31 protein-coding genes are annotated in these 24,645 nt (G+C 55.7%); 8 read left to right on the top strand and 23 right to left on the bottom strand.

Annotation, left to right across the window (positions count from 1 at the left end; genetic code table 11):
* Positions 1-2 precede the first annotated feature (2 nt).
* From BFP89_RS15230 to BFP89_RS15175, 12 genes are all read right to left on the bottom strand, one after another.
* A complete protein-coding gene (locus tag BFP89_RS15230) occupies positions 3-335 on the bottom strand; it encodes a phage tail protein (protein ID WP_065886267.1) in 333 nt (110 codons plus the stop codon).
* Positions 336-3,578 carry a tape measure protein gene (locus tag BFP89_RS15225; protein WP_065886266.1) on the bottom strand — a complete coding sequence of 1,081 codons (3,243 nt, stop codon included), beginning with the start codon at positions 3,576-3,578 and terminating at the stop codon, positions 336-338.
* 46 nt (positions 3,579-3,624) lie between these two features.
* Positions 3,625-3,948 carry a hypothetical protein gene (locus BFP89_RS15220; protein WP_065886265.1) on the bottom strand — a complete coding sequence of 108 codons (324 nt, stop codon included), beginning with the start codon at positions 3,946-3,948 and terminating at the stop codon, positions 3,625-3,627.
* 105 nt (positions 3,949-4,053) lie between these two features.
* Positions 4,054-4,656, bottom strand: a complete 603-nt coding sequence (locus tag BFP89_RS29370; protein ID WP_065886264.1) for a hypothetical protein — start codon at positions 4,654-4,656, stop codon at positions 4,054-4,056.
* Positions 4,657-4,699: 43 nt separating this feature from the next.
* A complete protein-coding gene (locus tag BFP89_RS15210; RefSeq protein ID WP_065886263.1) occupies positions 4,700-4,993 on the bottom strand; it encodes a phage tail assembly protein T in 294 nt (97 codons plus the stop codon).
* Between the two features lie 26 nt (positions 4,994-5,019).
* A complete protein-coding gene (locus BFP89_RS15205) occupies positions 5,020-5,487 on the bottom strand; it encodes a phage tail assembly chaperone (RefSeq protein WP_065886262.1) in 468 nt (155 codons plus the stop codon).
* Positions 5,487-5,957 carry a phage tail tube protein gene (locus tag BFP89_RS15200; RefSeq protein WP_065886261.1) on the bottom strand — a complete coding sequence of 157 codons (471 nt, stop codon included), beginning with the start codon at positions 5,955-5,957 and terminating at the stop codon, positions 5,487-5,489. The genes BFP89_RS15205 and BFP89_RS15200 overlap by 1 nt, the downstream gene beginning before the upstream one ends.
* A gap of 8 nt (positions 5,958-5,965) precedes the next feature.
* Positions 5,966-6,313: a tail completion protein gp17 gene (locus BFP89_RS15195; protein WP_065886260.1), complete on the bottom strand. Its 348-nt coding sequence runs from the start codon at positions 6,311-6,313 to the stop codon at positions 5,966-5,968.
* Complete coding sequence (locus BFP89_RS15190) at positions 6,310-6,726, bottom strand: HK97-gp10 family putative phage morphogenesis protein (protein WP_065886259.1); 417 nt, start codon at positions 6,724-6,726, stop codon at positions 6,310-6,312. The genes BFP89_RS15195 and BFP89_RS15190 overlap by 4 nt, the downstream gene beginning before the upstream one ends.
* Positions 6,719-7,042 carry a phage head closure protein gene (locus BFP89_RS15185; RefSeq protein WP_065886258.1) on the bottom strand — a complete coding sequence of 108 codons (324 nt, stop codon included), beginning with the start codon at positions 7,040-7,042 and terminating at the stop codon, positions 6,719-6,721. Before BFP89_RS15185 ends, BFP89_RS15190 begins: the two co-directional genes overlap by 8 nt.
* A complete protein-coding gene (locus BFP89_RS15180; protein ID WP_065886257.1) occupies positions 7,042-7,383 on the bottom strand; it encodes a head-tail connector protein in 342 nt (113 codons plus the stop codon). The genes BFP89_RS15185 and BFP89_RS15180 overlap by 1 nt, the downstream gene beginning before the upstream one ends.
* A gap of 2 nt (positions 7,384-7,385) precedes the next feature.
* Positions 7,386-8,630, bottom strand: a complete 1,245-nt coding sequence (locus BFP89_RS15175) for a phage major capsid protein (RefSeq protein ID WP_065886256.1) — start codon at positions 8,628-8,630, stop codon at positions 7,386-7,388.
* Positions 8,631-8,814: 184 nt separating this feature from the next.
* Between BFP89_RS15175 and BFP89_RS27535 the strand changes: the two genes are divergently transcribed.
* Entirely contained in the window at positions 8,815-9,648 is an 834-nt protein-coding gene (locus BFP89_RS27535; RefSeq protein ID WP_083208067.1) for a DUF6216 family protein, read from the top strand.
* Positions 9,649-9,665: 17 nt separating this feature from the next.
* On the opposite strand, the gene BFP89_RS15170 is transcribed toward BFP89_RS27535, so the two are convergent.
* On the bottom strand, positions 9,666-10,466 hold the full coding sequence (locus tag BFP89_RS15170) for a head maturation protease, ClpP-related (RefSeq protein ID WP_256097355.1): 801 nt from the start codon (positions 10,464-10,466) through the stop codon (positions 9,666-9,668).
* 106 nt (positions 10,467-10,572) lie between these two features.
* Between BFP89_RS15170 and BFP89_RS15165 the strand changes: the two genes are divergently transcribed.
* Positions 10,573-12,111, top strand: a complete 1,539-nt coding sequence (locus BFP89_RS15165; protein ID WP_065886255.1) for a protein kinase domain-containing protein — start codon at positions 10,573-10,575, stop codon at positions 12,109-12,111.
* Between the two features lie 35 nt (positions 12,112-12,146).
* Here BFP89_RS15165 and BFP89_RS15160 read toward each other — a convergent pair whose 3' ends face one another.
* The 10 genes from BFP89_RS15160 to BFP89_RS15125 form a co-directional block, all read right to left on the bottom strand.
* On the bottom strand, positions 12,147-13,391 hold the full coding sequence (locus tag BFP89_RS15160) for a phage portal protein (RefSeq protein WP_083208065.1): 1,245 nt from the start codon (positions 13,389-13,391) through the stop codon (positions 12,147-12,149).
* 139 nt (positions 13,392-13,530) lie between these two features.
* Positions 13,531-13,902 (bottom strand): helix-turn-helix domain-containing protein, encoded by a 372-nt coding sequence (locus tag BFP89_RS15155; RefSeq protein WP_065886254.1) that lies wholly within the window; start codon positions 13,900-13,902, stop codon positions 13,531-13,533.
* Between the two features lie 3 nt (positions 13,903-13,905).
* Positions 13,906-14,208 (bottom strand): type II toxin-antitoxin system HigB family toxin, encoded by a 303-nt coding sequence (locus BFP89_RS15150; RefSeq protein WP_057701155.1) that lies wholly within the window; start codon positions 14,206-14,208, stop codon positions 13,906-13,908.
* A 116-nt stretch (positions 14,209-14,324) separates the two neighbouring features.
* A complete protein-coding gene (locus BFP89_RS15145; protein ID WP_065886253.1) occupies positions 14,325-16,085 on the bottom strand; it encodes a terminase large subunit in 1,761 nt (586 codons plus the stop codon).
* A complete protein-coding gene (locus BFP89_RS15140; RefSeq protein ID WP_065886252.1) occupies positions 16,051-16,572 on the bottom strand; it encodes a phage terminase small subunit P27 family in 522 nt (173 codons plus the stop codon). Before BFP89_RS15140 ends, BFP89_RS15145 begins: the two co-directional genes overlap by 35 nt.
* Positions 16,573-16,689: 117 nt before the next feature.
* The gene (locus BFP89_RS27530; protein WP_083208064.1) at positions 16,690-17,004 is read right to left on the bottom strand and encodes an HNH endonuclease; all 315 of its coding nucleotides are present in this window, start codon (positions 17,002-17,004) and stop codon (positions 16,690-16,692) included.
* Complete coding sequence (locus tag BFP89_RS27525) at positions 17,001-17,330, bottom strand: phage holin, lambda family (protein ID WP_083208079.1); 330 nt, start codon at positions 17,328-17,330, stop codon at positions 17,001-17,003. The genes BFP89_RS27530 and BFP89_RS27525 overlap by 4 nt, the downstream gene beginning before the upstream one ends.
* A 740-nt stretch (positions 17,331-18,070) precedes the next feature.
* Positions 18,071-18,481 carry a hypothetical protein gene (locus BFP89_RS15135; protein WP_065886251.1) on the bottom strand — a complete coding sequence of 137 codons (411 nt, stop codon included), beginning with the start codon at positions 18,479-18,481 and terminating at the stop codon, positions 18,071-18,073.
* A 255-nt stretch (positions 18,482-18,736) separates the two neighbouring features.
* Positions 18,737-21,079, bottom strand: coding sequence for a VapE domain-containing protein (locus tag BFP89_RS15130; RefSeq protein ID WP_065886250.1), 2,343 nt, complete (start codon positions 21,077-21,079; stop codon positions 18,737-18,739).
* A 9-nt stretch (positions 21,080-21,088) separates the two neighbouring features.
* A complete protein-coding gene (locus BFP89_RS15125) occupies positions 21,089-21,298 on the bottom strand; it encodes a Cro/CI family transcriptional regulator (protein WP_065886249.1) in 210 nt (69 codons plus the stop codon).
* 155 nt (positions 21,299-21,453) lie between these two features.
* Here BFP89_RS15125 and BFP89_RS15120 point away from each other — a divergent pair, with 155 nt between their 5' ends.
* The 6 genes from BFP89_RS15120 (at position 21,454) to BFP89_RS15095 (ending at position 24,628) form a co-directional block, all read left to right on the top strand.
* Positions 21,454-22,209 carry a S24 family peptidase gene (locus BFP89_RS15120; protein ID WP_083208063.1) on the top strand — a complete coding sequence of 252 codons (756 nt, stop codon included), beginning with the start codon at positions 21,454-21,456 and terminating at the stop codon, positions 22,207-22,209.
* 144 nt (positions 22,210-22,353) lie between these two features.
* On the top strand, positions 22,354-22,548 hold the full coding sequence (locus BFP89_RS15115; protein ID WP_065886247.1) for a hypothetical protein: 195 nt from the start codon (positions 22,354-22,356) through the stop codon (positions 22,546-22,548).
* A gap of 47 nt (positions 22,549-22,595) precedes the next feature.
* Positions 22,596-22,859, top strand: coding sequence for a pyocin activator PrtN family protein (locus BFP89_RS15110; RefSeq protein ID WP_065886457.1), 264 nt, complete (start codon positions 22,596-22,598; stop codon positions 22,857-22,859).
* Positions 22,860-22,869: 10 nt separating this feature from the next.
* Positions 22,870-23,184: a hypothetical protein gene (locus BFP89_RS15105; RefSeq protein WP_065886246.1), complete on the top strand. Its 315-nt coding sequence runs from the start codon at positions 22,870-22,872 to the stop codon at positions 23,182-23,184.
* Complete coding sequence (gene xisR, locus BFP89_RS15100) at positions 23,181-23,396, top strand: excisionase family protein (RefSeq protein WP_065886245.1); 216 nt, start codon at positions 23,181-23,183, stop codon at positions 23,394-23,396. Before BFP89_RS15105 ends, xisR begins: the two co-directional genes overlap by 4 nt.
* Entirely contained in the window at positions 23,393-24,628 is a 1,236-nt protein-coding gene (locus tag BFP89_RS15095; protein WP_065886244.1) for a tyrosine-type recombinase/integrase, read from the top strand. Before xisR ends, BFP89_RS15095 begins: the two co-directional genes overlap by 4 nt.
* The last annotated feature ends 17 nt before the right edge of the window (positions 24,629-24,645 follow it).

Raw genomic sequence — 24,645 nt, 5'->3', positions numbered from 1 at the left:
AGTCAGGGATAGAAGACTTGTTGGAAGGTCCAGCTCAGGGTGTAGATGCCTTTGCCGTGGGGCAGCAGGCGATAACCGGTTGCACGGAAACGCGCTGCGTTGCCGCTTGGTGGCGTCCATTGAAATGAGCGTGAACCGCGATGCTGATCCAGAAACGCCCGCACCGGCTGGATCTTGGTCAGTACACCGGTCACTGATACGTCCCAGGCTTCGGATTGATTGTTCAGGCCAACGCCGATCACCTGTACGTAGCCGTCGCCAAATTCATTGGTTTGTACGCGCTGCTCAATCTGCCCGGATGAGCCGAGGCGCACCGGCCAAACGAAGGTCTCCACTTAGCGCCTCCCAGTTGAATCCAGCAAACCGTTTTGCCGTTGTTCCTGGCGGATGACTTGCCGGACGGCCTCCTCAATCGCCTGTCCCATCTGCTGCGCGAACTGCTGGGCGCCCGCTTGGGAGGTGACGGACATTGCACTGTTGCCTCGCGCATCGACGTTGATCTGCACACTGACGGGCGGCATTGGCTGCGCACTGCCGGGCGGCGCCTGGGCCAGGAATTGTTTGAGGTCGCGATTGGTGCGACCGTCCACCACCCGCTCGCCCTGCTGCAATAACCAGGTGCCGGTCTTCGGAATCGTGTCGATGCCTTCGTGGGCCATGCCGACCAAGGTAGTCGCGGCGATCATACCCACCGAGGCATAGCCCAACGCCCGAACCAGCGCCGCCGCTGCTGGACCGGCTGGACCGAGCTCCAGAGCCTTGGTCGCCGCCACTTCAGTGTTGATGATCGCCTGGGCCATGGCCGCTGCTTTGCTGGCGAAGAACAGCAGTTTGTACGCCGCTGAACCTTCACCCGCGAGCTGTTTGAACAGGTCGGCGGCGTTGCCGGTGAGTTCGCTGAACACGCCAAGCGTGGCCGAGCGGTAGGCGTCTTGAATCGCGGCGAGACGGTCATTGTTCTGTTGGTTTATCTCGGCAACGCGGTCCAAGTACTGCTGCTCGCTGGTGAGTTTCTGGTCGAAGAACAGTTGCTGCCGCTCCAGCTCTTTGTCGCGCCATTTCTGCAGTTCTCGCTCCACTTCGGTGAGGCGAATCAGCTCAGCACTTGGGCCACCGACGAAGCTGTCCAGCCCCATAAAGGCCGGTGCTTTGCCGACCGATGCGCCAGAGATTGCATCGGCTGCGGTCCGGTATTGATCCGCCGATAAGTCGCCCTGTTTCTGCAGCCGGTCCAGTTCAGCGAAGCGCTTGCGTGTGCTGACCAACAGGTTGTCTTCTTGCTGCTGAATCTCCATCAGCAGTTCCTGATAGCCGCGTTGGGTATTGAGGTGATCAACCGCCAACGCCGCCCGTTGCAGCTCGACTTTCTTCAATTGATCGAGCTGAGCCAGTGAGCCTTGATTGATCTCGTACTCGATGCGGGCGCGCTCGGTTTTCTGGTCGCTGAGCTGGAGCTGCTCACGCAATGAACGCAGGGTTCGCTCGTAACCGTCCTGAAGCTTTTGCGCTTCACGCTGGGCGGCTTCAGCGGCTTGGCGAGCTTGGCGGTTCGCCTCTTCCTGGGCCCGGTTAGCTGCCTCTTGCGCGTCCTTGAGTTGAGCGACGGCCTGAGCACGGGCGAGTAATGCGCGACCGGCTTCGGTTTGATTAAGCTGATCACGCTCGGCCTGTCGATTGATCTCGCCAAGGGCCGAGCTATCCCGCAGGCGGGCCATCTGCTCAAGCAAGTTGTTGATGCGCCGCTCCCACGCAGCGGTAAGCTCAGCATCTGGTGGCTTGATGCTTTGCAGCCCCGAGCTGACCCCTTCGGCGGCGCTCTGGGCGTTCCGCAATATGCCGTCCAGCGCGTCGATGCGCTTGCCTGCCTCATCGGCCTGCTGCTGACTGCGGGCATAGGCACCCGCCAGGCCTTCGATTTGATCACGCAGTTTTTGACTCGGCCCAATGGCCTTGATCAGCGCCTGAGTCGCTGCGTCGATATCCTGGCCGCCAGCCAGCGCCCGCCGAAATGCCGCCACCGCACGGTCTCTGGCAAAGGGATTGGCGCTGTAGCTATCGCCCCATTTATCCAACAACTGGGCGCGCTGGCGAATATCGCGGAGTGTCTGCTCAGCAGCCTTGCGCGCTTCGTTCTGCTGGTCGAGCAACTGTTTGAGAATCGGACGCCGCTGGGCATTGCTCAGGGCCTCCCACTCCTTGCGCAGCTCGGCCAAAGGACGCTGCAAATCCACCGCTGAAACACGGGCCTTGTCCGCATTGTCACTGAACAATAGAAAACTGGTGGCCGTGGTCCCTACCAGAAACGCCAACCCCATCGGCCCACCCAACAGCGCCGCAATACCCGACATCGCCCGCGCCGACAACGAACTCGCCGCCGCATACGCTGCCTGCGCCGCTGCCGCAGCGCGTGAAGCCTCCAGATCCGCCAGCTTCGCCGCCGTCAGCGCCCGCGTTGCCGTATTAAGTTGCTGCGCCGTCACCGCCGCCGCCACACGCCGCTCGGCCAGCAACACCTCGGCCTGAGTAACACGCGCGATCATCGCCGAAGTATCCAACGCCGCCCGCGCACGGCCCAACTCAGCCGAATACGCCGCCCGCGCCGCATCTACCTGCTCATACAGCGCCTTGATGCTTTCCGCCGCCGTCTCGGTGATCCAGCCCAAGCCGGTGCCGACGGCAATGGCCGACAGTACACCCAGGTTATCCGCCACATAATTGATCGCCTGCGCCAACTTCGCCGTGGCCTGGGAGCCGCTGTCGGCGGTGCCGATGTACTGCATAAAGGCATCACGCAGACGCAGACCCGCATCCGCTACCGAGGTCGCCATGCCGTCGGTTTGCTTACGCATGCGACCGATCTGACTGACCCAGGCCTTGGCGACAACATCTACCGTCAACTTGCCCTCGGTCGCCATCAACCGCAGCTCATCACGGTTCTTGCCGAGGGCATCCTGCAACGCCTGCAACAAACGCGGCGCCTGGGTGACCACCGCATTGAAACCGTCGCCCTGCAACTTGCCGCGCTCCAGGGACTTGCTGACCTGATCGATCACCGATGCGGTGGCCTGGGCCTTGGTGCCACTGACCGTCAGGCCCAGCGATAGGGCTTCGGTCATGTTCAGCGCGTCTTCGGCGGTACCGCCATAGTCCTTGAGCACGCCAGCGGTGCGGATGAAAAGCTCGGCGTTTTCGGAGAAGGCTTTGAAGGTGACCCGGCCGATGTCCATCAGGCGGGTTTGGGCTTCGGCAAAGTCGGCCTGGGAGTCGGTTGCGAGTTGAAGGCGCGAGGCGATTTGGCCCCATTGATCGGCCATGGCGATCAGGTTGCCGACGGCCAGAGCTCCGGCCATTACGCGGACATAACTGCCAACGGTGCCGGAGAGTGAACCGAGGGCTCGCTCCTGGGCACGGATTGCAGCTTCCTGAGCGCGCCAGCCTATGGAGGCTTCACGGTTGCCGGCAGTGACGGCGCGCAGGTAGTCGCGCCCTACCCGACCGGCGCGGGCCATTTCGCGTTGGTAGGCGCTGGTTTCGGCGGAGACGCTGACGATTAGGGAGCGTAAGGTCTGACCATTCATGGCATTCCAAGGCCCCCCCGATGTTTAGGTCAACCTACAAGGGCAGTTAGCTGGAACTGCATTGCTCAATTACTTTGTCCGCCTTGCCCTTGGCTTTCGCTGCGCTGCTCACCAACGGCCCGTTTTCCGGTGTCATGGTCTTATCACGCATGTGTACATCGTAGTAGCCAGGCAACCCTTCCGGCAGCAAAGCCTTGCTGTAACGCTGAAACGCCACGCACTCTGCCGTGCGCTCACAGCGCTGAGCCCGTTGTGAAGACGCAACGCAACTGTCAGCTCGGGCCTTTAACTGGCTCATCTCCGTTTCGACGGATTGCGCGACTGCCTGCGTGGCAATCAACGAGAAAATCAACCCCAACACTTTTTTCATAAAACACCTGCTCGATTGAGTAAGAGATCGACTGTAATTACTTTGGATTAGAGTTATTACTCAATTCGATGCACTTGAATTCATCTTCGAGCAGCCCGAGGAAAATCATGTGTTATCGAGACTCACCACCTTGATTTTCCGATCAAAGAAATGCCGCCAGTGTTCAGTCCAGGCGAACTCATCAATGCTGACCACATCAATGATCCCGAGCTTCGCCCACTCCGCGAATTTCGCATTGTTGTAAACGAAGGGATTTCGCAAAACCCCGGCGCCAAGATCCAAGGTCATCAAGCGCAAGCTGAGCAAGGCGCCATTCTTGTATTCCACGCCACCATAGCGACACAGCACGGTATCGACCTGCTTTACCCCAAAGGAGTTGAGCGACTCAATTTCCAGATTGACCGCCGGATAGAAAAAGCGCCCATCGCCACGGGCAACCACTTCGGCATAGGCGGTGCTGCTTTTAAAAGCACGCTGGTCGTCATCGCTGATGCTCAGGTTGCCGCCTTCGTAGATCCGGGCGTTGAGTAGAGTCATTGCGGACGGCGTCTTCACTAGTCGCAGAACGGCGGCTTCGCAGTTTTCGAGCAGGACGTATGTAAGGCGCGGAGTGTTGCCGAAACGGTAGAAACCCAAGGCAACGATGAGGATGGCAATGAACAACACCAGCACCAAACTGATCAGGGAACGCTTGATGATAGGTCTCACATGATTTCTCCTGGAGAGAAAAATGCGAAGGTATCATCGGTTTTCAATCGAGTCTGTCAGCTCGGTCTGTCAGGTATTGCCGTAGCTGCACCTCGCCATCCTCTTCTCCATCCGGAAGCTCATCGTCAGGTCGCCACCTTGGTAATAGATCCAAAGGGGCAACCTTCGCGCCCTGCGCCTGAAACACGGCAGCCGCAAGGATCGCCGTCTGCACATCCCCTCTCACATCACTGATGGGTGATTCGCGGTTGTAGGCTTGCCACAAGAACAGCTCTTCGGCGCTCAGTTGCTCGATCAGTTCGCGCAAGGTCTTGCCGAACCGCAGAGCCAGGGCCATGAGAAACCCAAGCTCCGGCTCAGCGTTTAGGCGTTTCCCGCCATGTCGACTGGATCAGGTGAATCAGCCTCAGCGCTGACACCGCTCAGCTCAAACGCTTTGGCCACCAACCGGTCATGCACCGGGCTAAACGCCTCCGCCAACTCATCCACATCGTCATCGCCAAACAACCTGCGACCCGACAACTCGAACAAAGTCCGAGCCAGGACAAACGCGTACAGCGGCACACTGAACACCTCAATCAGCGGCTCCTCGGGCTGACCCTCTCCGTCAACAACGGGCGGCTGAGTACTCAACCCCGCCGCCACACGCGCCTGTCGAACCTGATCCAACGCCCGCCGTCGGTACTCCAACCAATCCTCCGCGCTCAGCGCACGAATCACCACCGTAGCGCCCTCCCACTCCTCCACCTGCACGCTCTCATGTTTGAAATTACGCAACGGGTCGAGGATTTTGTCGCGCAGGTCGCTATCGCTGGTTCTTGCACGCGGCATCACGCACCTCCATTGCCGGTATCAAAGCTAACCGCCCCGGTGATCCGCACATTGAACGTGCCATTCACCGTGCTATTCGGCGCGGCGTCCCAGGTGAACTGGGTCACCAGCCCAAGAAACAAAGAGCTGGTTTTGTCCTTGAACACCACTTTGAACGCACGCGGCTCGCCGTCATCCCGCGCTTCGCGCAGTACGGTCTGCGCCTCGTCATCCGCCTTCCAGTTGCCAGACATGCTGAAGGTGCCGTTGTCCGCCAAACCGGTGGTGAATTCCTTGGCGTCGCTGGCCAGGGTGGTGGTTTCGATCTCGTCGGACTGCCCGCCCTGGAACTGGGGCTGTTTGATGGTCACCGAGAGGTCGGCGAATTCCAAGGTGTCGTCCGTCGGGTCGGTGGTGCTGGTTTTCGACACGCTGACCTGCGTGCCTTGGGATTTGACGTACTTGGACTTGGTCGGCGTCTGGCTGGCCATGGTGCCTCCTAGGGTTGCAGGGTGTACTCCCAGCTCACGCGAAACAGGCGCGTGTCGGGCTCGTAGTCATCGGGTAAACGCATCGCCTCGCTGACGCAAAAATCGGGGCCGCTGGCGGACATCAGGTCGAAGGCCTGTTCGGCCAGGAGGATCGCTTCGCGTTTGCTTAGCGCCCAGGCGTCGATCTGGATTTGCGCGTCGGTTGAGCCGTCCCAACCGGAAAGTGTCCAGCCTGCACCACCGCTGATCAGAGTCCAGGTGATGCGGGGTGACGCGGCGTCGGCTGGGGCGATTTCCGGGTAGACGCGACCGTCTGCCAGCGTGCCAATGCGGGCGGCGATGGCGGCTTCGATCATCGGGCTAACAGCGCCTGATCGATGGCCTGGGCGAGTTTGCTACGCACTGCGCCCTCGATATCAGGAAGACTGCGGTCCCAGGTTGGACGGATGAAGGGTTTGGCGGTCATCTTTGACGTGCCGAGTTCCAGAAAGCGCCAGTAGAAAGGCACCCGGAAATTCTTCGGGCGCCTCACGCTTACACCCGCCACGGCGGCGCCCGGTGTGTCCCGCTGACGCAGGCGTTTAGCAACGATATGTTTTTGCAGTTTGCCGCTGCGGATGGGCGCGCTCTTGCGGGTGCGGTCCTGGGCTACGCGGGCTCCGGCCAATGTGGCATCGCGCACCACTTTGTTGGAGGTGGCTTTGGCCAGGCGTTGGAAGTCGGCTTCCAGCTCTGCGAGGCCCATGACGCGTAGCGAAGTATCAAGCATTGGCCTTCACCGTTTTGCACATCAGCTTGAGTTCGCATCGGGCGTAATCCAGCAAGGCCGCTTCGATCAGGTAGAAGGTGTCGCCCTTCACCACGCGCATGCCGGAGACGATGCCCTGGCGTGGGCGGATCAACACTTCCGCCGTGACTTCGCGTTGCTCCTGCGCAGCTGCCATCCAGGCTCTGCCGGAGACTGGGCGGATCTCAGCCCAGGTTTCGCCGACGTCCAGCCAGACTTCGATCCATCCGCCGATATCGTCTTGCACCCGGGTCAGGCGTTGGAGCGTCACCCGATGGCGCAAGCGACCGGCACGCATCACACACCCAAATTGCGACGGAACGGTGCGAGCAAGGATCGCGAGCCAGTGGGTAAATCGGTGCGGCCGGTTTCGCTGAACAGGTCGACACGGCTGTCGTAAAAGTGCCCGAGGATCAGCAGGCAGGCGGCGAGAATCGACGGGGTGATCAGCAGAGGATCGTGCCCAGTGTCACCCGCGAAAACGGCCTGTTCCAAGTCTGATGTGTTGGCGTAGAAGCGCCGCTGCAAGTACTGCATCGCGGCGTCTTCCGCTGCATCCAGATAGCGTTGCACAAGCGGCTGATCAACCGGTTCGGCTCGTAGGTGGAGCATCGCGGTTTCAATGTCGATCACGCTCATGATCAGGCAGTCTTGGCTCGGCGACCTTCTGGTTCAGGCGGCGCAGGCACGGTGAATGGGCCATGGATAAAGGCCTCGGGGCGCTTCACGGCCAGGGCGACGCGTTCTTCACAGCGGATGGAGATCAGGTTCTTCTCGAAGTCGTCCGCGTTCTCGGTGCTGATCACCACGTTGGCGTCTTCCCGCTCGAACAACTGCGCGCCGGTGCGGAAGGCACCGGTCAGGAACTTGCCTTCAAACCCACTGGCCTCGGTCGCCACCACCGGCAGGCCCCACAACACAGGCCCGGCGAGGCCGAGAGGATTGGCGAGGATGTAGCGACCCAAAGTGTCTTTGGTCAGTTCGATCTTGGCCCAGTCGATGAAGTGCAGAACGTGCCCGCTGGAGGGCAGTCGCGCGAGTTGGGCTTGCAGCATTGCCAGGCGCAGGTCATCGATACCGGATTGCTCTTGCACCGAAAAGGCCGGGGCGAATGCCGAGGCCTGGGGCACTATGCCGTGGAGGTGGACACCGGTGCCGTCGCCGAACAGGATCTCATCCTCCTCCACGTACTTGAGGCCGTAGCGCATCTCGATGTCGATGGTGGATTGCAGTTGGGTGAAGTCATCGAGGATTTGCTTGGCGGCTTTGAACATGTGCGCGAGGGTGGAGACGGCGGTGATTTTGATGCCGAACTGGATGTCCGAATAGGGTTTGGATTGCCCCTCCGGTACAACGGCGGCGGCGTTGGTGAAACCGGTTTGTTGGACCCAGAAAATCGCAGGCGCGGTGGTTCGGCCTGGGGCAATCAAGTCGCGGATGAACAGGCGTTGTTTGGGTAAAGCGTCGATGCCGGGAAGGCGCATAGGCTCAATCACACCGGCGGGAATATCCGTCGACAGAAGCGCTGCGTTCACCGGAATACTGATGCGCTTGCCACCTTCGACGCTGGCGGCGAAGGCTTTGAGGGCTTCACTTTTGACCACGCAGGTGCCGAGGCTGTCCTGAGTGGCGATTGCCGTTGGGCTGGGCAGCCGGGCGAATTCCTGCTCAATCTCGCCGAGGCGGGTTTTCAGCTGGATTTCGGCTTCGGTGAGGCTGTTGAATTTCAGCGCCAGTTCATCGACGGTGGCCTTTGTTTGCTCCGATAGACCGCCAGCCTTGCGCGCTTCGTTCATGGCCTCCTCGGCCTGTTTGCTGAAAGCGCTGGAGGCACGCTCCAGCTCGGCGGAGACCTGTTTTAGTAGGTCGTGGGTGGTGTCTGACATAACTTACCCTCCTGTCACGTATGAAACTTCGCCAAAACAAAATCAACATTTAACGCCGCAAATAATTGCGGAGAGTCAACTACGAAGATTCAAAACCTTAAAAACTTGCAAAACCTAAAATGCAATGCCAGCCTACTCAAGCAACACCCATCCCCCAAAAAAATCAAGAGTCGAAGCTCACTACATGTCGCAATCAAAACTAAATGAAAACCTGATCACCTGGACATTTGAAAACTACGCTACCGCTGTAAGCCTACTTAGTGGACTAGCAATATGCGCACTGATTTATTACATATACTCGCGCTCTGGCTCTTTGATACTTCTGCGAGACCTTATGTGGAGATTTTTCGGCGGAACCATAGAGTTTGAAAACACCCAATACGAGAAATCCCGCAAGAAACTCCGAGAAACTGAGCACTATAGATTTGAGTTCAACATTCCTGTAAGCACGTTAGAGGAAGCTGACCTAGCAGAAAAATGGATTGCTGAAAACAACTTCTCTCACAGAGACATAGCAAGAATAACAAAATACATTCATTGGGGAAAATTTGAGGATCTGCGTTTTAAAACAAAGCTATTTTCAAAAAAATCAGAGAATATAGTATTTTACTCAATGGTGTTTTTTCTAGCCCTAATAGTATCTATCACGCCATTTATATCTACAAACTACCTTAGAGTATCGCTGAAAAACGCACCTGACGCGCCCTCATTCTATCTGTCGGAAAGTAACATCAAGTTCGAGCTATTTCCTGACAACCTTCTTACAACATCCGAATGCAGTTCCTCTGCAACGCTAGAAAAATTTATACAACCCAATCTGCCTGAGGAAAAGCTAGATATCATCTGCTCATTATTTCTTGACCCTAAATATGTCGAACACGTGAAAGGTGAATTAAGAATACAGACAGGACTAATACTCTTCGTAATTCTTTGCGCAGTCTTTGCAGTATTTTGCCTTTTGATAAGACTTACAAGATTAGATATCGCAAGAAACCTTCACAATAAAACACTGAGCTAATTGAGTAGCCCACTCATCTACCAGTGCTTATTCTGTGGGATCGCTTCGCGCAATCGGGCTAGAGCAAGCTCTAACTCGGCTATAGGTTCCCGCTGCCGTGCCCGCAGTCTACTAATGCAACGGCGCGCCAGCAGACCAGCAGGTTGCGCACCTTGTCGGATGGCGTCAGAAGCAAGCAAGCCATCGGCGAAACCCTGCTCGACGGCGGCGCTGCCGGCGATCCAGCTGTCCGCGTTCATCAGTTTTTGCATCGCGTCTTGGGGGTCGCCGGTGCGGGCGGCGTAGATATCAGCCATGGCCTGGTCGAACGGCGCCAACCTCTCGGCCATCTCCATCAGGTCATAGCGATTGCCCATGGCAACGACCCAGCAGTTGTGGATGTTCAAGAACCCGGCGCGGGCGATGCGTACCTCGTCTCCGGCCATCGCAATAATCGACGCTGCCGATGCGGCCAGTCCCAGTACCTTGACTACAACCTTGCCGGAGTACTCACGCAGGAGGTTGTAGATCGCCAAACCTTCGAACATGTCGCCGCCCGGTGAGTTGATATTCACGGTGACGTCGGCGCCGTCGATAGTGCGTAAGGCTGCGGCGATGCGTTTGGCGGTGACGCCCCCGCCTGTCCAGGGATCGAAGCCGATAGGGTCGAAGATTGAGACACTGTGATCATCCTCGTTAGCGGCGCATATCGAGGGGTTCCAACGCTCCACAGCCATGGGCCGCAATTCACTCAACGCACCTGCGGTGAGCGGCAGCGCAGGGGAGAATGGCAGACTTTTAATCGTCATATAGGTAACCAACGTCACGTTGAAAGACATCGGGCCACGCAATTTTGAAGTTCCATTCGCAGCAATTGTGGGGCTCGGACTAGCTCAAAAAAATCAAAGTGCTACCATGGCGGCTTATTCAGAAGGAACTGTCAAAATGTCCGTTAGCAGTTTGGTTAAACACTTTAAGTCTTCACCAGTATTAAAAACTGATGTAAGCGACTTCACCTATGTGAAACTTCTAGGAAACGGCGGAAACAGCTCCGTATTACTATTTGAAAAATCAACTAAACAGTACGCCGTGAAATTCCTGGAAATATCAGAGATAAAGAAGGTCGACCGATTCAAAGATGAATACTTTTGCGCATCCCAAATACCATACCACAACAATATCTCAAGGCTTTACCACTTCGACAAAATAGATATCGCAGGTATTTCATACTTCATCATTATCATGAAAGCATATGCGGGCACTTTAAAAGAGCTTGAGCAAACCTCAGAAGAACAGTTGACAGCGAGCCTTTGGAAAATACTAACAGAATTATGTAAAGGCCTTAAGCACTTGCACACCAACGGCATCACACATCGAGATATAAAGCCGCAAAATATTTTCTATGACGCCACAATTGAAGAATACGTAATTGGTGATCTTGGCATTGCTCACTTTGATGAAACAACTTTCATCAAAGATGCAAAGACAGAAAAAAATGAGCGCATGGCAAATTATTTATTTAGCGCTCCCGAACAAGTAAACAACAAGGACAAAGCAACCTCATCAAGTGACATATTCGCACTAGGCCAAGTAATGCACTGGTTAGTGACAGGACGCGCTCATAGGGGTGTAGATCGACAGCACTTCTCGAATGAAAAATCGCCTAAGAAATTAAAACTTGTAGATTTAATCGTCGACAACTGTCTTAAGAACGATCCAAATGAACGCTTTCAAAATATTGATGAATTAGAACAATTTATAAAATCTTACGATTCTAGCCCTATACGAAATAAACGTGATCGCATGAGGGATCTTGACTTATGTATTCGAAAATCTTTCCCTGACATAAAAGAACTGCATACCACGGAAAATTCTGTGGAAATAGAACGTTTTCTTGAAAACTTTAGTTCAACGTGTAAACCAGATGAGTTTTGGTTCCATTCCTCAGATAGCGGCAACGGTGACCTTCTATCTATAAAACATCTAAACGAAAATCAATGGCTATTAAACCACTACAACGAGATACAAATAAAAAAAATAATAGTCTATAAAGACCCGAATAGACTTTACAGAAGTTTTTTCGTATTGATACTGCAACCTTCAGACCCATTCGTAACAGTTGATAACAATGGAGAAATCGCAGAACGAAATATTAGATACGACCAATACAAAGATCAAGCAGTACTTTGGAATAACCAATATATACCTTATGAAAAAACTCAAAATGGATTTTACAACACCGGCAGCGAAATAATAGAAGCGAAGGAGCCAGAGTTCTTTGTTCGCCTGCGCAACATCAAAAAGCCATTTGCCTACATGATTGCTCCAACTGGCAGCGGCACTTCCGAAATCTCGGACAGAGAACCTACCACACGACTATTAACATCAGCCCTAAGCTATTCAGCACTTAGAGACTATGATTTAAAAAGCTATTTGATGAAAATGGAAGATCATCATTCTCATGAATTAACAATGTATGACTAAACCAAAACTCATATAACAATCCAAGTTCTCTTGAGCTACATAGATATTTTTTGTTCTAGATGTTCAAGAGCGACCATCGCGGCCTGGACTGTGAATATCTCGCCGCCAGGGATCGGCGGTAGGTTTTCGAAGCGGCGGACCTCGTTGCGATTGATCCAGCCGTGAGTCAGACCACTGATGTAGAAACTGGCGCGACCGGCGCTGTCAGCACGAAGCAGACCCTCTACCGCGAACTCGACGAAGATCTGTTCTGCGTCGTTTTCGTCGATCAGGCAGCGATTGATTTCCTGCTCGATATTCACCAACAACGGACGCAGGCTGTTGGTAAGGAAATGCAGATTTTGTGCTTCGACACTCGCGGCCCAACTGCTCTGTTTGGTCATATGCCCGACCATAAACGGCGGCACACGAAACCAGCGGCAGATCTCTTCGACATTGAACGCGCGGGTCTCCAGCATCTGCGCGGCTTCGGGGTTCATGGTGATGCCTTGGTACTTCAGGCCCGCTTCCAGCACCATGGTCTTACCGGCGTTTTTCGAGCTGCTGAATTCCTCCAGGCTCTTGCGCAACAGTTCGCGTTGTTCTTTGGTCAGGGTGCCTGCGCCTTGTGCAGCGCCGCCTTCAACGGTGAGGAAACCCGAGGCCTGCAGGCCGTTGGCGAAGACCTTGGCTGCGGCCTCTTCTGCCGACATCGAGGCGCCGAAAATATCTCGCCCGGTGGTGATCGGTAGCATGCCGCAGATGCCGTCAAGTCCGAAACCACGGATGTGCACCAGGTGCTTTTCCAGGATCTCGCGTTGGCCTTGGGCCTCGTTGTAGAGATACTGCAGCCGACCATTGTCCAGACGTTTGACAGTCATGCATTGCGGCAGCAACGGCACCAGCGCCACCAAACGCGAGCCGATGACCTTCTTCTCGATGAAGGCGTTACCGCGTAGGCAGAGGCTAGCGACCACCATCAGCATGAAGCGCTGCGGCGTCATCTCGATGTTGGGTGAGCGACACAGCACTCGGTACAACGGATGGTCCGTGGCGGGTTCGCGGGAGCCATCGGGTAGTCGACGGTAGAGCTTCAGCGGTAAGGTGGAAACCGATTCGGAGAGCAAACGCACGCAGGCCCAGACTGTCGACAGGCGCATGGCGGAATCGACCGATACGGCTTTTCCGCTGCTGGAGGTGCCGAACCACTCTTGCCAGAACGCGTGTTCAGTCAAGCCGATGGGCACGCCGAGCCACTGCTGCAAGGCGGCACGTAGTCGTCCGGGTTTCCAGAGTTTCACGGTCAGACGCCCACCATGATCGGGTTGTTGAAGAAGCCGTTGCGGGCGCCGACGCCGGTCAGCCAGAAACGGCAGGCATAAAAAATCCGGCGCTCTTATGCGGAGCCCGGACTTTTCAGCGAATCAAACTAGCTCAGCGCTACAGAGCTTTTACCGGCTTAATCAAACTTTCAGCCGGAATCCCAAACATCTCATGCAGCTTCCAAATCATCGGCAGCGTGAGAGCCCGCTTCCCGTTCAACACCTCATAAACCCGATTCTTCCGACCGATGGCAGGCACAAGGTCCGTCGCTGACAAACCGGACTGCTCCATCCTGAAACGTATGGCATCTACCGGATTGGGCAGGTCGACCGGAAAGTGCTTCGCTTCGTAAGCCTCGATCAGCGTGATCATCACCTCAAGGTAATCCCCTTCAGGAGTCCCTGGTTCTGGTTCGTTATCGAACAGCGGCGAGACGGCCTTCAGCGCTTCTTTGTAATCCTGCTCGGTATGAATGGGTCGAATGTTCATGGGTTACTCCATTTCAACAGTATCGGCGTCAACGGCGTCGTACTGCTTATGCGTGCCGACAAATTTGATATAGAGAGCGCCGTAGCGATAAGCCACAGCAACCACTAGCCGGTAGTCGTTGCCTTTGATGTTGAACACGACCCGGCGGCTCTTGAGAACGCTCGCGTGGCGAAATTGGCCCTTGATATCTGCGGGCGTCTGCCAGTTCGCTTTCTTGACCTCGTCAATCCAGGCAAGCAGGGATTGCTCTGAATCCGGGTATTTCTGCCAAAACGTCTTGAGCTGGCTGATCGCGATGATTCTCATGGAATAATCCTAGTCCCAACATGGGACTCATACAAGTGCGTTTCATCTGTTTGCCGTGTTCTGATACTCCCCCGTCTTCAGAAAGGCCAAACCGAAATCATTAAAAAATTTTACAGTCAGACACCCACCATGATCGGGTTGTTGAAGAAACCGTCACGGTCACCTGCCTCTGCCAGTTGCAGCTCGGAGGCACCGATACTCATAGCCAGCGCTACAACACCGTCAATGCGGCCAGTGCTTTTACGTTTAGCGAAGATGCGATTGTCCTTCTGATCAGCGTCGAGCACGGCGCTGGCGGCGTTCCAGCGTAATACCGGGTTGGTTTTGATCTGGATGCGTTGCTCGGTGAGCAGGGTTTCCGTCAGCTCGATGGAGCGCGGCATCCAGAGGCCGGAGTCCTTGGCGACGGTGTAGCCCTGACCATGGGCGAACAGCGGGACGTCGATGCCCTGTGCTTCCAGTTCCGGCAGGAAGTACTTGATGCGGTAGGCATCAAATGCCACACCGACGATGTTGAACCATGCGGCCAGTTCGCCGAGACGTGTGGCTACTGCGCCGTAGTCCACTGCGCTGCCGGGTGGTGCGTGCAAGTAGCCTTCGCGTAGCCAGACGTCATAGGGCACGCGGTCGGTGCGGGCGCGTTCGTTCAGAGTATCTTTTGGGGTCCAGAACTCAACCAGGGCCTTACGCAATCGCGGAAAGTAAAACGCTAGAGCAGTGAGGTCGCGGGTACCGGACAAGTCCAGACCGCCATAGCAGGGCTCGTTCTGGGGGATGTCTTCAAGGGTGAAATCGGCTTCGCAAGCCAGCCAGACATCAGCGGAGAGCCAAGGGTTTTCAGCATCCACCCACTGACAGAAATTCAGCCGTCGAACGCTCGATTCCTTGGCCGGCATACCCCGCGCTTCGGTAACTTGTTCGCGCAGGTACTTCAAGCCCGGCAGGCCACCGTTGGCATCACCGGGTCGGCCAAACGCCAGGCTCGGGTTGGACTTGTACCAGCAGGCCTCGCTTTTGAACGGGTCTTCGCCTTCGTCCAGGGAGCAGATGAAGGCGAAGAAACTGTCGTCGTGTTGCTGGCCGGAGCAGATCGCTCGGCCGTACTCGTGGTACTCGTAGCAGACCGAAGTGCGGTCATGGCCGCTGTTGGTGATCATCACGATCAGTGCTTGGCGACGGCTCTTGGTGCCGGCGCGGATCATGTCCACCACGACACGGGTTTTGTGTTCGTGGATCTCGTCGAGCAGCGCGATGTGTGGGCGCGGGCCGGATTGGCCGTCGTCAGCGCTGATTGGGCGGAAGAAGCTGCCTGAGGCGAAGTGGGCCAGGTTCCAGACCTTTTCGCCGCGACCGGATTTTTCCAAACGTTCGGCCAGCAAAGCAGATTGATCGACCATCGAGACCGCGTCGCGGAACAGGATCATCGCCTGGTCTTTTTTTGTCGCGGCTGCGTAGATCTCAGCGCGGGCTTCGGCGTCCGATGTCATTCCGTACAGACCGATGCCAGCGGCCAGCGGTGACTTGCCTGAGCCTTTGGCGGTTTCGATGTAGGCGGTGCGGAAGCGGCGGAAACCGTCCGAGCCCTTCCAGCCAAACAGGCTGCCGACGATGAAGGACTGCCAGGGCAGGAGCAAAAATGGCAGGCCTTCGTACTCGCCACCGTTCAGGCAGAGGACGTCTTCGAAGTAGCCGATGGCGCGGTTGGCTGCGTCCTGATCCCAGCGTAGACCTCGTTGGACACCGTTTTCCAGGTCGTTCAGGTGGCGCTGGCACGAGTGACGAACATCCGGTCCGGCGACGATACGACCCTGGATAACCTCCAGGGCAAAGGCGCTGACGCGATCAGAAATACCTGTCCGCGATGCGCTTTTGCTCATTGGGGAATAGCTCGCCTTGAGGCGTTGGTGCTTTCAGGGAACGGCGGGCCAAGGGCGACAGGCCGAACCTGGCGCCTGCCTCATTCGCACGGCGCTCGGCGTCGTTGCGCAGCTTGCGCCACACCGACAGATCCTGGGCGCCGCTGCGGTAGGTTTGCACGTCGCCGCGTAGGGATTGGCCCTGGCTCAGCTCGCGGATTTTCAGGGTCCAGAAGCGGTACTCGGCGACGGCTTCGCAGTAGTGAGCCATGGCTTGGCGGTCCAGGCGGGAGATCAGGCCCAGGGACTCCAGGTCGGGCACGATGCGCTCCCATTCGGAGCAGGCCTCCTCGCAGAGCCAATCGGGTTTCGCTGGGGCTTCTACTGGCGCCAGTGGCTTGGCCTGTTCGCGCAGCAGTTCTTCGCGGTTGCGCTTGCTGGGGTTGCCGTTTAGCAGGTGGACGATGGCGGGCTTGGTTGGGCGTCCAGAGTTTTGATTACCAGCCATTGTTCACCTCAGATTTCACCAGGGAGCGCCTAGTGCGTGAAAGGGGCACCCCTCATTTTTCCCGCCGCTGCATAAAAACCGGGGGGCGGGGTCTTGAAGCTGGAGGCTGCGCAACTTTCACCCCACCCTCCCCTGGTTCCATGGGTGGTTGGGGTCGATGGGTTGACCGTCGGTTGTGCAGCCGAGGACTACACCGGATTTTTCGAAGCGTTGTTTGTGGGCGTCGTGGCAGTGTTTGCAGAGGGATTGCCAGTTGGAGTGGTCCCAGAAGAGGTGGGTGTCGCCGTGGTGGGGATGGATGTGGTCGACGACTGAAGCAGATGTAATTCGACCATATTTCTCGCATTCAATGCATAAAGGGTGATGTCGTAACCAACCGAGTCGAGCCAATTGCCAACGGTAGCTATAGCCATGTTGTGCAGGTGAGTTCATCCGTCACCGTCCCGTTGGGAGAGATTGGCATCGGCGAAACGTTCAGCAAGATTGCGGATCTTGTCGACCCCTAGTAACCCGATCATCCCTCCGACAAATGCAGCAGCTGCTTGTGGTAAACCAAAGAGGCTCAGACCAGATAGCATCGCTAGCGTAATACACCCACATAAAACAGACTCTAGAAACATCGCTTTTTTCGTACCGCCGCGATATATGATTCTAAGCGCTGAAATCAACACCGAAAGACCGGTAGCGAAAACTACCGGTGAGTACTGAAGAAACCAAGCTAGCACCGCAGTCCATATTGAAGAATCTTTATTAGACATCGAATACTCCAGCATCAGAGATAAAAGCTCCTCTAATGCCGCCACTCAAACCGAAGAACGACCACTAGACAGAGCAAAGACAAAGTAGTAGCGTTACGAGAAAACAAAATCCAATTTACCAAGCAAAACTTAGGAATGCATTATGGTTTTCTCATTACACACCGTGCTTGAAGGCACGCGTGGTCTCGACACAGAAACTAACCTAACCCTCGAAATAAACCGTGCAACCAAGCCGCAACTCCTATCAGATTTTGCAGGTGGGTTCGGTTACATTTACGATGGCTACTCATTACAAACATCAGAATTTACCATTGAACTTGACAGCGACCCTCGCCGACTACACTTAAAGTTCAAAGACAATAATACTGCGACACTTAACCCTGATTTTGTACGCGCATTTAACCCTAAAGACCCATTTAATCAGCTACAAGTCCTCCCCTTAAAATCAGGGCAGACGCTAATTCTACACCGCCACCACAATGACACCCCTTACGATTACGTAGTGACTAGAGTCAACTGAAACAATAATTAACATAGCAACGTCAACCACCCCACCTGTAAAACCTGCGTCGCTTACAAATTAGTTTAAAAAATTTAAATCTAGTGACGCAGGGCTATTAGCTTAAATACTTCTTACCCCAAATCGGAAAATCCTCAAGGGGAATATTTGAGTTAACCATCCAAAAGTTAAGATTACGCATAGCCAGCGCACAGTTAACGCACCCTGCCCTGACAAACGGTCAGGCAACACGACATCCCGCACGCCGTGAAAGCTCGGCCATGACACGCTGGTGCAACCGCTGCACCCAATTTCTATAAGTTCTATCTGCGGAAACCTCCAGCCCCAGCAAACGCATCTGTTCAGCAACAGACAGCTCCCGCTCCGGCAAGTAACGCAGGCTCGCCAACTTGGCTAACCGCTGGCCCTGCTCGCCTTGATGCTGCAACCAGGCCAATGCCGCTTCGACTTCCCTCGCTATGTGATCGGGACCAGCTCCAACGAGCAAATCGCGCGCGCCCGGCGTGCCACGAGGCATCAGCCCACCAAAGCGCATCAGCGTGCCCAGCGGGCTACCAAGACTGCGTTCCGCATTGCAGCGTCGCGTCTGTTCTCCCCAATGGCGCATCAGGGTTTCGATTTCAGGAATCATCGTTTAAACCTCGCTTATTGATCTGGTGACATTGGTGACGCACTGGTGACGTAAAAACGCCTTTAAATTCAAAACTGTCACCAGTGTCACAACTGTCACCAGTTAAAAAGGATTTACACGGTACACAGCCGATGACGGGAGTTCGGTGTACGCGTGCGCGAGCAGCAGTGACACTGGTGACATTGGTGACACCGTTGATCTCCAACGCTTTTTCGGAGCATCAGCTGGTGACACAGCCGGTGACGCCAGTGACATCTACGCAGCTCGATCCTCCGCCATTGGCCGGACATAGGGGCGAATCCGCTCCAGGGTTCCGGCGACGCGTTTTTGCTTTTCCTTCACCCAACCCAACCGTCGCAGGATGTCTGCTACGCGCCTCTGCTCCGGTTTGTTCATCCTCGCTAGGTCCATTTGCAGGGCGTGTTTGAGCAGCCCCATGACCGTCACTTCATTGATCGGCCCAAACAATCCGTCAGGGTAATGAAGCTGCGGCGCATGCCCTTCCAAGTATTTGATAATTGGCTCCTCCCACGGATCTTCCACATAGCGGGAATCCTGCTCTTCGCGGGCCAGATCTTGCGGGTAGTCCCACCATTGAAAGCCGGTGCAGTACAGGTGCAACGCCTCAGCCCAAAGCTGATCCCGCCATTGCCGGATATAGGCGACATCAGCCTTGCGGCACAACACCGGTAGGAATCGTCGCGCCCCGGTTGGGTCGCTGAGGTAGGCGTCGGCATTGGTGGTGCCCATGAAAATGCACTGCCGTGGATGGCTGCGCGCATGGCGATCATAAGGTGCACGGTATTTGTCATCGCGCCGGGTGATCGCCATTTTCACTTGGTTGATATCGGCCTTGGAGAAGCTCTGCATCTCGCCAATCTCGACCACAGAATTGCCCTGCATGGTGACGTAGAAGTCTTTGTTGGTCGGTGGCTCGCTGGTTTCCAGATACCACTCGAAACCAAACAGCTCAGCGATACAAGAGGACTTGCCCTGCCCTTGCCCGCCTTCCAGCACCACCATTTCGTCGACTTTGCAGCCTGGAATGAAGATTCGCGCAATCGATGACACAGGGATGGATTGGCCGATGTGCGCGGTGTAGGGGTTGATGTCGGCGCCGAACACCGTGGGCAACAGCATCTCCAGGCGGGGCTGATCATCCCAAGGCGGTAGGGATTCAAGCCAATTGCGTACGGGGTGATAGCGATGCTCCCAGGCAACCATCCGCACGGCCTCGTCGGCGACGGCACTGCTACGCAGGTGCAGGCTCCACACCATCTGCAGCCACACCAGCGTCTTGCTGGCATCGACATCCTGCCACGGGCCTTTTTCACCGTCGGGCGTAGGAGGAGGCTTGAGTTTGTCGATGCGGTCGGCGAATTCGTTGTAGGCAAGGACGCCCTGCCATTCGGGTGTGTGCTTGAGGATCAAGTAAGCATTGGCGAGTTGGGACCGTAAGGCGCCCTCCTCGGTACGCCGTAGAAGCGCTCTCCAGTCATCACTTTCGGCGGGGACGGCGCTCGGGCGCTTGCGCGATCTTGGAGCTTTTTCTGTAGGAGTTAGACCTAACAGCTTCGCGGCTGCTTTCACCGCCCGCGATACATCACCGTCATGCTCCAGCAAGCAATACACCGCGAAGGCATCGTTCTGGTGACCATTGGCGAGTGAGTCTGACGCGTGATGTGAATACACGCGGCCCTCAGTTACGGTAATACCGGGTAAGCCTGTGCTGCTATGGGGGCAGAGCCACTTTCGGCCATGTTTGGTGTAGCCGTGATCGGCCAGCATTGCCTCAACGTCATGGGCGCGGTTGAACTCATCGATCACCGACGGGTGCTTTCCTGGCTCAGTTTGCTTCGGTTTGCGCACAGGCGGTTTAGGTGTCGGCTTCCACGGGCAACTTGCGTCAGCATCACGCTTGAACAGCTCCCAGTTCTGCCAGGCTTTGAGTAGCTCGGGCAGCAACACCGGAAAACCTTCTGCCGACGGTGGGTTCTTCCAGGTGTAAGGCTTGCCTGTTCCGGGATGAATGGAGGGCGGCAGCACGTCCTGAACAAGCCCGGCTCGGAGCTCGAAAACCGTGAATGCCTTGTACTTGTCCGCCAGCGTTCTCGCTGCTGCTTCAGCAGCTTGATCACCAGAGGCCTTGGCCTCTTTCGCCATCGCGATGGCGCTTTTGAATTTCGAACTATCAGGATCACTTTCACGTGGCCACGCTAACGCGTGTCGGCTGAGTTCCACTTCGTCCGGCACACGAAACAGAATCCTCATACGTGCAGGGTTACCAATTACGCACGGGAAGGCGTTCGCCATCTCATCCAGATCAAGGCCCAACTGATCGAACAAAACTTGCCGCGTCCACTGCACATCATCCACGTCCAACGAACACAGACAGCTCGGCCCCAGAACCACGCCCATGTTGTGTTTTGGATGGTCACGCCAGAAGGCCGCAGCCTGCTCGGCGTCGGTGAGATAGCCACCCGGCTGATTCCAGGCATTGCCCTTGGGCGCTTTCTGACGGGGTTCAATGGGGACGAGCGCCAGGTTGAACAGTTCAACGTAGCGCTTTGCCCAGTCAGAGGATGTTGGCCGTTGCATCGCACAACCCTACGCGGCCGTAGACTTTCTACGGCCGCCGACAGGTCGAATCTCGTAGGCCAAGTAACGGCCCTGCTCATCGACCTGAATGCGGATATCACGACCCGAGCTCAGCATCTGGGACACTGCGCTTTGCGAAACACCCAGCAGTTTTCCGAGTTCCGGCTGGGTGCGACCGTGAGCAAAATCCTTCAGCGAAATACCAATATCATCGTCCATTCCTTGATACCTCGAATGGTTTTGGACTATGGATATTAGTAATCCTTCTTTTGCATCTCAACCGCCAAGATGTAAAAGTATGCTGAAATAAGCCGCCCTTATATTTTCAGCCTATGTCAGATCAGCCACCGCATATCCTTGAAGAAGCTGCACGCTTGCTGGCGATTTACAAGGATCGCAAGGACCTCTATCCAGCTCTGACTCAGAAAAAACTTGGGGAAGAATGTCGCTGGAAAGGGCAAAGCATCGTCAGCCAGTACATGACAGGGAAGATTCCTTTAAACATGCCTGCGCTGCTGAAATTCGCCACCCTGTTGGAGTTTCAGCCCTCCGACGTTAGCACCCGCCTCTTCTCCGATTTCCCAATTGAAGGTTTCAACGTTGGCTCCCAGCCGACTACCATCGGCACCTCTTTCCTTCGTGCCCTGGGTGAAACCAACGTGAGCTCACCCCCACCTTCCGACTTGAACAACAAGATTCCAATGGCTCCTGGCGACATTGAAGTCGACCTCTATCACGAGGTTGAACGCCCCGACGGCAAGGGCACGAAGGTGAAGTTAGGTGGCGGAAGGACAATGCCGTGCAGTCGTAGGGACTTGTACCTCAAGAACATCAAGCCTGAAGTGGTTGCAGGTGTTTTAGTCGAAGGAAGCAGCATGGACCCCGTGCTACCCGAGGGTAGCCGCGTTGCCATTGATACCTCGGTAACGCAGATCCAGGACGGGAAGATGTACCTCCTCGATTACAAAGGCCAACTCCGACTATGCCTGCTCTACAAACTGCCAGAAAACGGATTGCGACTGCGCAGTTACAACAGCGATGAGTATCCTGAGGAAAATCGAGACGGTGATTTTGTTTCGAAAAATATCCAAATTCTCGGCAAAGTGTTTTGGTATTCAGCGTTGATTTAAAGCCTCCCTCAGAATTTCCTGTCAGCTGTATCCGCATCACTCCATCACTACTTATACACCCCACTCAGAAAGTGCAGTTGACACACAAAATTAGTGATCCTAATTTTTAATCGTCATCACTTCGCTGCATGAGGTGTAGCGACCATGAAAGTCAGAAAACTAAATGCACAGCCGGTATACCTCCATCCCGCCGTCTCGCAACGAGCCGAGATTGAGGCCCTTCAAAAGCGTATAGGCCAATTGCTGATCATCATCGGTCAGCGCTCAAGTGCGCCAAAACCACCCGAGCCCATCGCCTATCACGATGACACCAATCCATGGGGTGGCGACGCCGCCTGAACCATCGCACGTCAACGCCCAGGAACGCGATGACGGGAGGTAACTACATGAACTCGACCCTCGACCAACTCCGCCGTGAATGGAGCACACCCTGCCCCACGCTGTCGGCTGTGCGTCAGCGGTACTTTCCGCACATCAAGACAGACAGATACATGCTCCACGAAATCAACGCGGGTCATATCCCGATCAGATACACGCGGTTGCATGGCTCGATCAGGTCTGCACCGGTGATCTATCTGCATGACCTCGCTGACTATCTGGATGCCATGGGCACATCGATAGAACGCCCGTCGCCAACCCTGACTACATGAGGAGAGCGAAATGTCTCACTCACAGATTAAATCCGAAGCTGTCGCCACCAGCGCACAGAATGATTTCGTGCAACTGCTGCCGCCCGAGCAAATCCACGAGCGCTTCCTGAGCCATCTGCGCTGGCGTATCAACGAAGTGCGCCTGGGCGACAAGAAAATGCGTCAGGTCAATTACTGGATCGTCTACGGGCAGATTGAGATGGGCCTTATGGCACGCTGGATCAGCATCGACGAAACAGAAGGCCTCTACGAAGAGTTGAGCGACGCGAGCTACGCCAGCCGCACTGCGGGCCATGGCCCGGAGGCTAAGGAGGCGACAGCATGAACACCGCCGAGAAATTGGAGATCAGCGTCACACCGGGAACCTGGTTTCGCCAAGACCTGCTTTTCCCCGTTTTTGGCCTGAGCACCGAAGCGGTCCGCAAATACCGCTCTAGGGGTATTTGGCTGGAAGGCAAACATTGGCGATGGGACCCTGCCCACGTAATCGTCTACAACCGTGACGAAATCGAAAAGTGGATGGCAGGCCAGCCATGAGCAGGAAAATGCCAACGGGTGTGGAGCTGAACGGCAAGCAGCTCCGCATCTGCTTCATGCTCCACGGCCAACGCTGCCGAGAGCCCCTGGAAGGCGTTGTAACGGTCAACAAGGCCTCTATCGCCTACGCGGACAACAAGCGGCGGGCGATCCTTGCAGAGATCAAGGAGAACCGCTTTGACTACGCCGCACACTTCCCCAACTCCCCGAGGGCAAAGACGCTCTCGGGGAGCGCCGGGCATTCAGCCAAACGAACCGTGAAAGAAGGCATAGACCGTTGGCTGGAGGTGCAGCGCGCGCTAAAGGCTGCCAGCACGGTGATCAACTACGAGAGCAAGGCTGTGCACGTCGAGAACAAGTTTGGAAAGTCTCGGATCGTCGACGTCAGCAAGAGCGACATTGAGCTGTTCCAGGCTCAGCTATTGAAGCAAAAGCTGGCACCGAAAACGGTGAACGACATTTTTACCGTGGTGCGCGGGGTTTGGGCTGATGCGTTTGGTGATGGGATTCTGAAAACCAACCCGCTGGAGAGAATCAGCAACGTCAGCACAGACTCCGATGACGAACATGCCGACCCTTTCAGCCGGGAAGAAATCGAGCGTATTGGTGCAGCAGACACAGAGCGAATGGCCGATGCCAGGATGATTGTTTTCAACTGCTGGACTGGACTTTCACTCTCCGAGTTGATTGCGCTTGCCGTTGAAGATGTGGATCTGAAGGCTGGCACTGTTCACGTTCGTCGTGCGTTGGTGGTTGGGAAGTTCAAGGTGCCCAAGGAGCGCTCCAGGGTGCGGGTGGTGGAGCTGATTGATCCCGCTCTGGAATTGATGCGGGAGATCCTGGCAGCGGCCAGCGATGAGCCGTACGTCGATATCAACGTCACACAGCGGGATAACATCACGACAAAGCCTGCGAGGGTCAGGTTTCTTTTCCGAAGCTCTGCCAGCGGACTGCTATGGAACGGCAAGATTTTGAGTAAGTGGTTTACTGCTCATCTGAAGAAAGCTGAGGTAAGGCATCGAGGGGCCAACCAATGCCGGCATACGTTTGCCAGTCAGATGCTGTCGAGCTATGTGCCGGTCGAGTGGGTGGCTCGGCAGCTTGGTCATGCGGATACGACGATGGTGAGGAAGCACTACGGCAGGTGGATACCGAGCGACACCAAGAGCATGGCTGGGATTGTTTCCAAAATGCTTGGGTTTCGAAAAGAACAAATCTGCGCGCCCCGCTAAGGAGGCGCAGATTTTCT

Origin of the sequence: Pseudomonas sp. 31 R 17, assembly GCF_900004915.1 — a bacterium.
Taxonomy (GTDB): Bacteria; Pseudomonadota; Gammaproteobacteria; order Pseudomonadales; family Pseudomonadaceae; genus Aquipseudomonas; species Aquipseudomonas orientalis_A.
The sequence above is the reverse complement of the archived record's forward strand: the minus strand, read 5'-3'. Positions and strand labels throughout refer to the sequence as shown.

Bases quoted from the DNA above. Each gene is read 5' to 3' on its own strand.
- BFP89_RS15220 (WP_065886265.1), bottom strand. From the start codon at position 3,948: ATGAAAAAAGTGTTGGGGTTGATTTTCTCGTTGATTGCCACGCAGGCA.
- BFP89_RS27525 (WP_083208079.1), bottom strand. From the start codon at position 17,330: ATGTCTAATAAAGATTCTTCAATATGGACTGCGGTGCTAGCTTGGTTT.
- BFP89_RS27530 (WP_083208064.1), bottom strand. From the start codon at position 17,004: ATGAACTCACCTGCACAACATGGCTATAGCTACCGTTGGCAATTGGCT.
- BFP89_RS15135 (WP_065886251.1), bottom strand. From the start codon at position 18,481: ATGATTCCTGAAATCGAAACCCTGATGCGCCATTGGGGAGAACAGACG.
- BFP89_RS15145 (WP_065886253.1), bottom strand. From the start codon at position 16,085: ATGAGCAAAAGCGCATCGCGGACAGGTATTTCTGATCGCGTCAGCGCC.
- BFP89_RS15185 (WP_065886258.1), bottom strand. From the start codon at position 7,042: ATGCGTGCCGGTCGCTTGCGCCATCGGGTGACGCTCCAACGCCTGACC.
- BFP89_RS15140 (WP_065886252.1), bottom strand. From the start codon at position 16,572: ATGGCTGGTAATCAAAACTCTGGACGCCCAACCAAGCCCGCCATCGTC.
- BFP89_RS27535 (WP_083208067.1), top strand. From the start codon at position 8,815: ATGTCGCAATCAAAACTAAATGAAAACCTGATCACCTGGACATTTGAA.
- BFP89_RS15210 (WP_065886263.1), bottom strand. From the start codon at position 4,993: ATGGCCCTGGCTCTGCGGTTCGGCAAGACCTTGCGCGAACTGATCGAG.
- BFP89_RS15165 (WP_065886255.1), top strand. From the start codon at position 10,573: ATGTCCGTTAGCAGTTTGGTTAAACACTTTAAGTCTTCACCAGTATTA.
- BFP89_RS15180 (WP_065886257.1), bottom strand. From the start codon at position 7,383: ATGAGCGTGATCGACATTGAAACCGCGATGCTCCACCTACGAGCCGAA.
- BFP89_RS15115 (WP_065886247.1), top strand. From the start codon at position 22,354: ATGAAAGTCAGAAAACTAAATGCACAGCCGGTATACCTCCATCCCGCC.
- BFP89_RS15175 (WP_065886256.1), bottom strand. From the start codon at position 8,630: ATGTCAGACACCACCCACGACCTACTAAAACAGGTCTCCGCCGAGCTG.
- BFP89_RS15205 (WP_065886262.1), bottom strand. From the start codon at position 5,487: ATGCCGCGTGCAAGAACCAGCGATAGCGACCTGCGCGACAAAATCCTC.
- BFP89_RS15095 (WP_065886244.1), top strand. From the start codon at position 23,393: ATGAGCAGGAAAATGCCAACGGGTGTGGAGCTGAACGGCAAGCAGCTC.
- BFP89_RS15195 (WP_065886260.1), bottom strand. From the start codon at position 6,313: ATGATCGAAGCCGCCATCGCCGCCCGCATTGGCACGCTGGCAGACGGT.
- BFP89_RS15200 (WP_065886261.1), bottom strand. From the start codon at position 5,957: ATGGCCAGCCAGACGCCGACCAAGTCCAAGTACGTCAAATCCCAAGGC.
- BFP89_RS15150 (WP_057701155.1), bottom strand. From the start codon at position 14,208: ATGAGAATCATCGCGATCAGCCAGCTCAAGACGTTTTGGCAGAAATAC.
- xisR (WP_065886245.1), top strand. From the start codon at position 23,181: ATGAACACCGCCGAGAAATTGGAGATCAGCGTCACACCGGGAACCTGG.
- BFP89_RS15170 (WP_256097355.1), bottom strand. From the start codon at position 10,466: ATGTCTTTCAACGTGACGTTGGTTACCTATATGACGATTAAAAGTCTG.
- BFP89_RS15155 (WP_065886254.1), bottom strand. From the start codon at position 13,902: ATGAACATTCGACCCATTCATACCGAGCAGGATTACAAAGAAGCGCTG.
- BFP89_RS15130 (WP_065886250.1), bottom strand. From the start codon at position 21,079: ATGCAACGGCCAACATCCTCTGACTGGGCAAAGCGCTACGTTGAACTG.
- BFP89_RS15190 (WP_065886259.1), bottom strand. From the start codon at position 6,726: ATGCTTGATACTTCGCTACGCGTCATGGGCCTCGCAGAGCTGGAAGCC.
- BFP89_RS15105 (WP_065886246.1), top strand. From the start codon at position 22,870: ATGTCTCACTCACAGATTAAATCCGAAGCTGTCGCCACCAGCGCACAG.
- BFP89_RS15110 (WP_065886457.1), top strand. From the start codon at position 22,596: ATGAACTCGACCCTCGACCAACTCCGCCGTGAATGGAGCACACCCTGC.
- BFP89_RS15125 (WP_065886249.1), bottom strand. From the start codon at position 21,298: ATGGACGATGATATTGGTATTTCGCTGAAGGATTTTGCTCACGGTCGC.
- BFP89_RS15225 (WP_065886266.1), bottom strand. From the start codon at position 3,578: ATGAATGGTCAGACCTTACGCTCCCTAATCGTCAGCGTCTCCGCCGAA.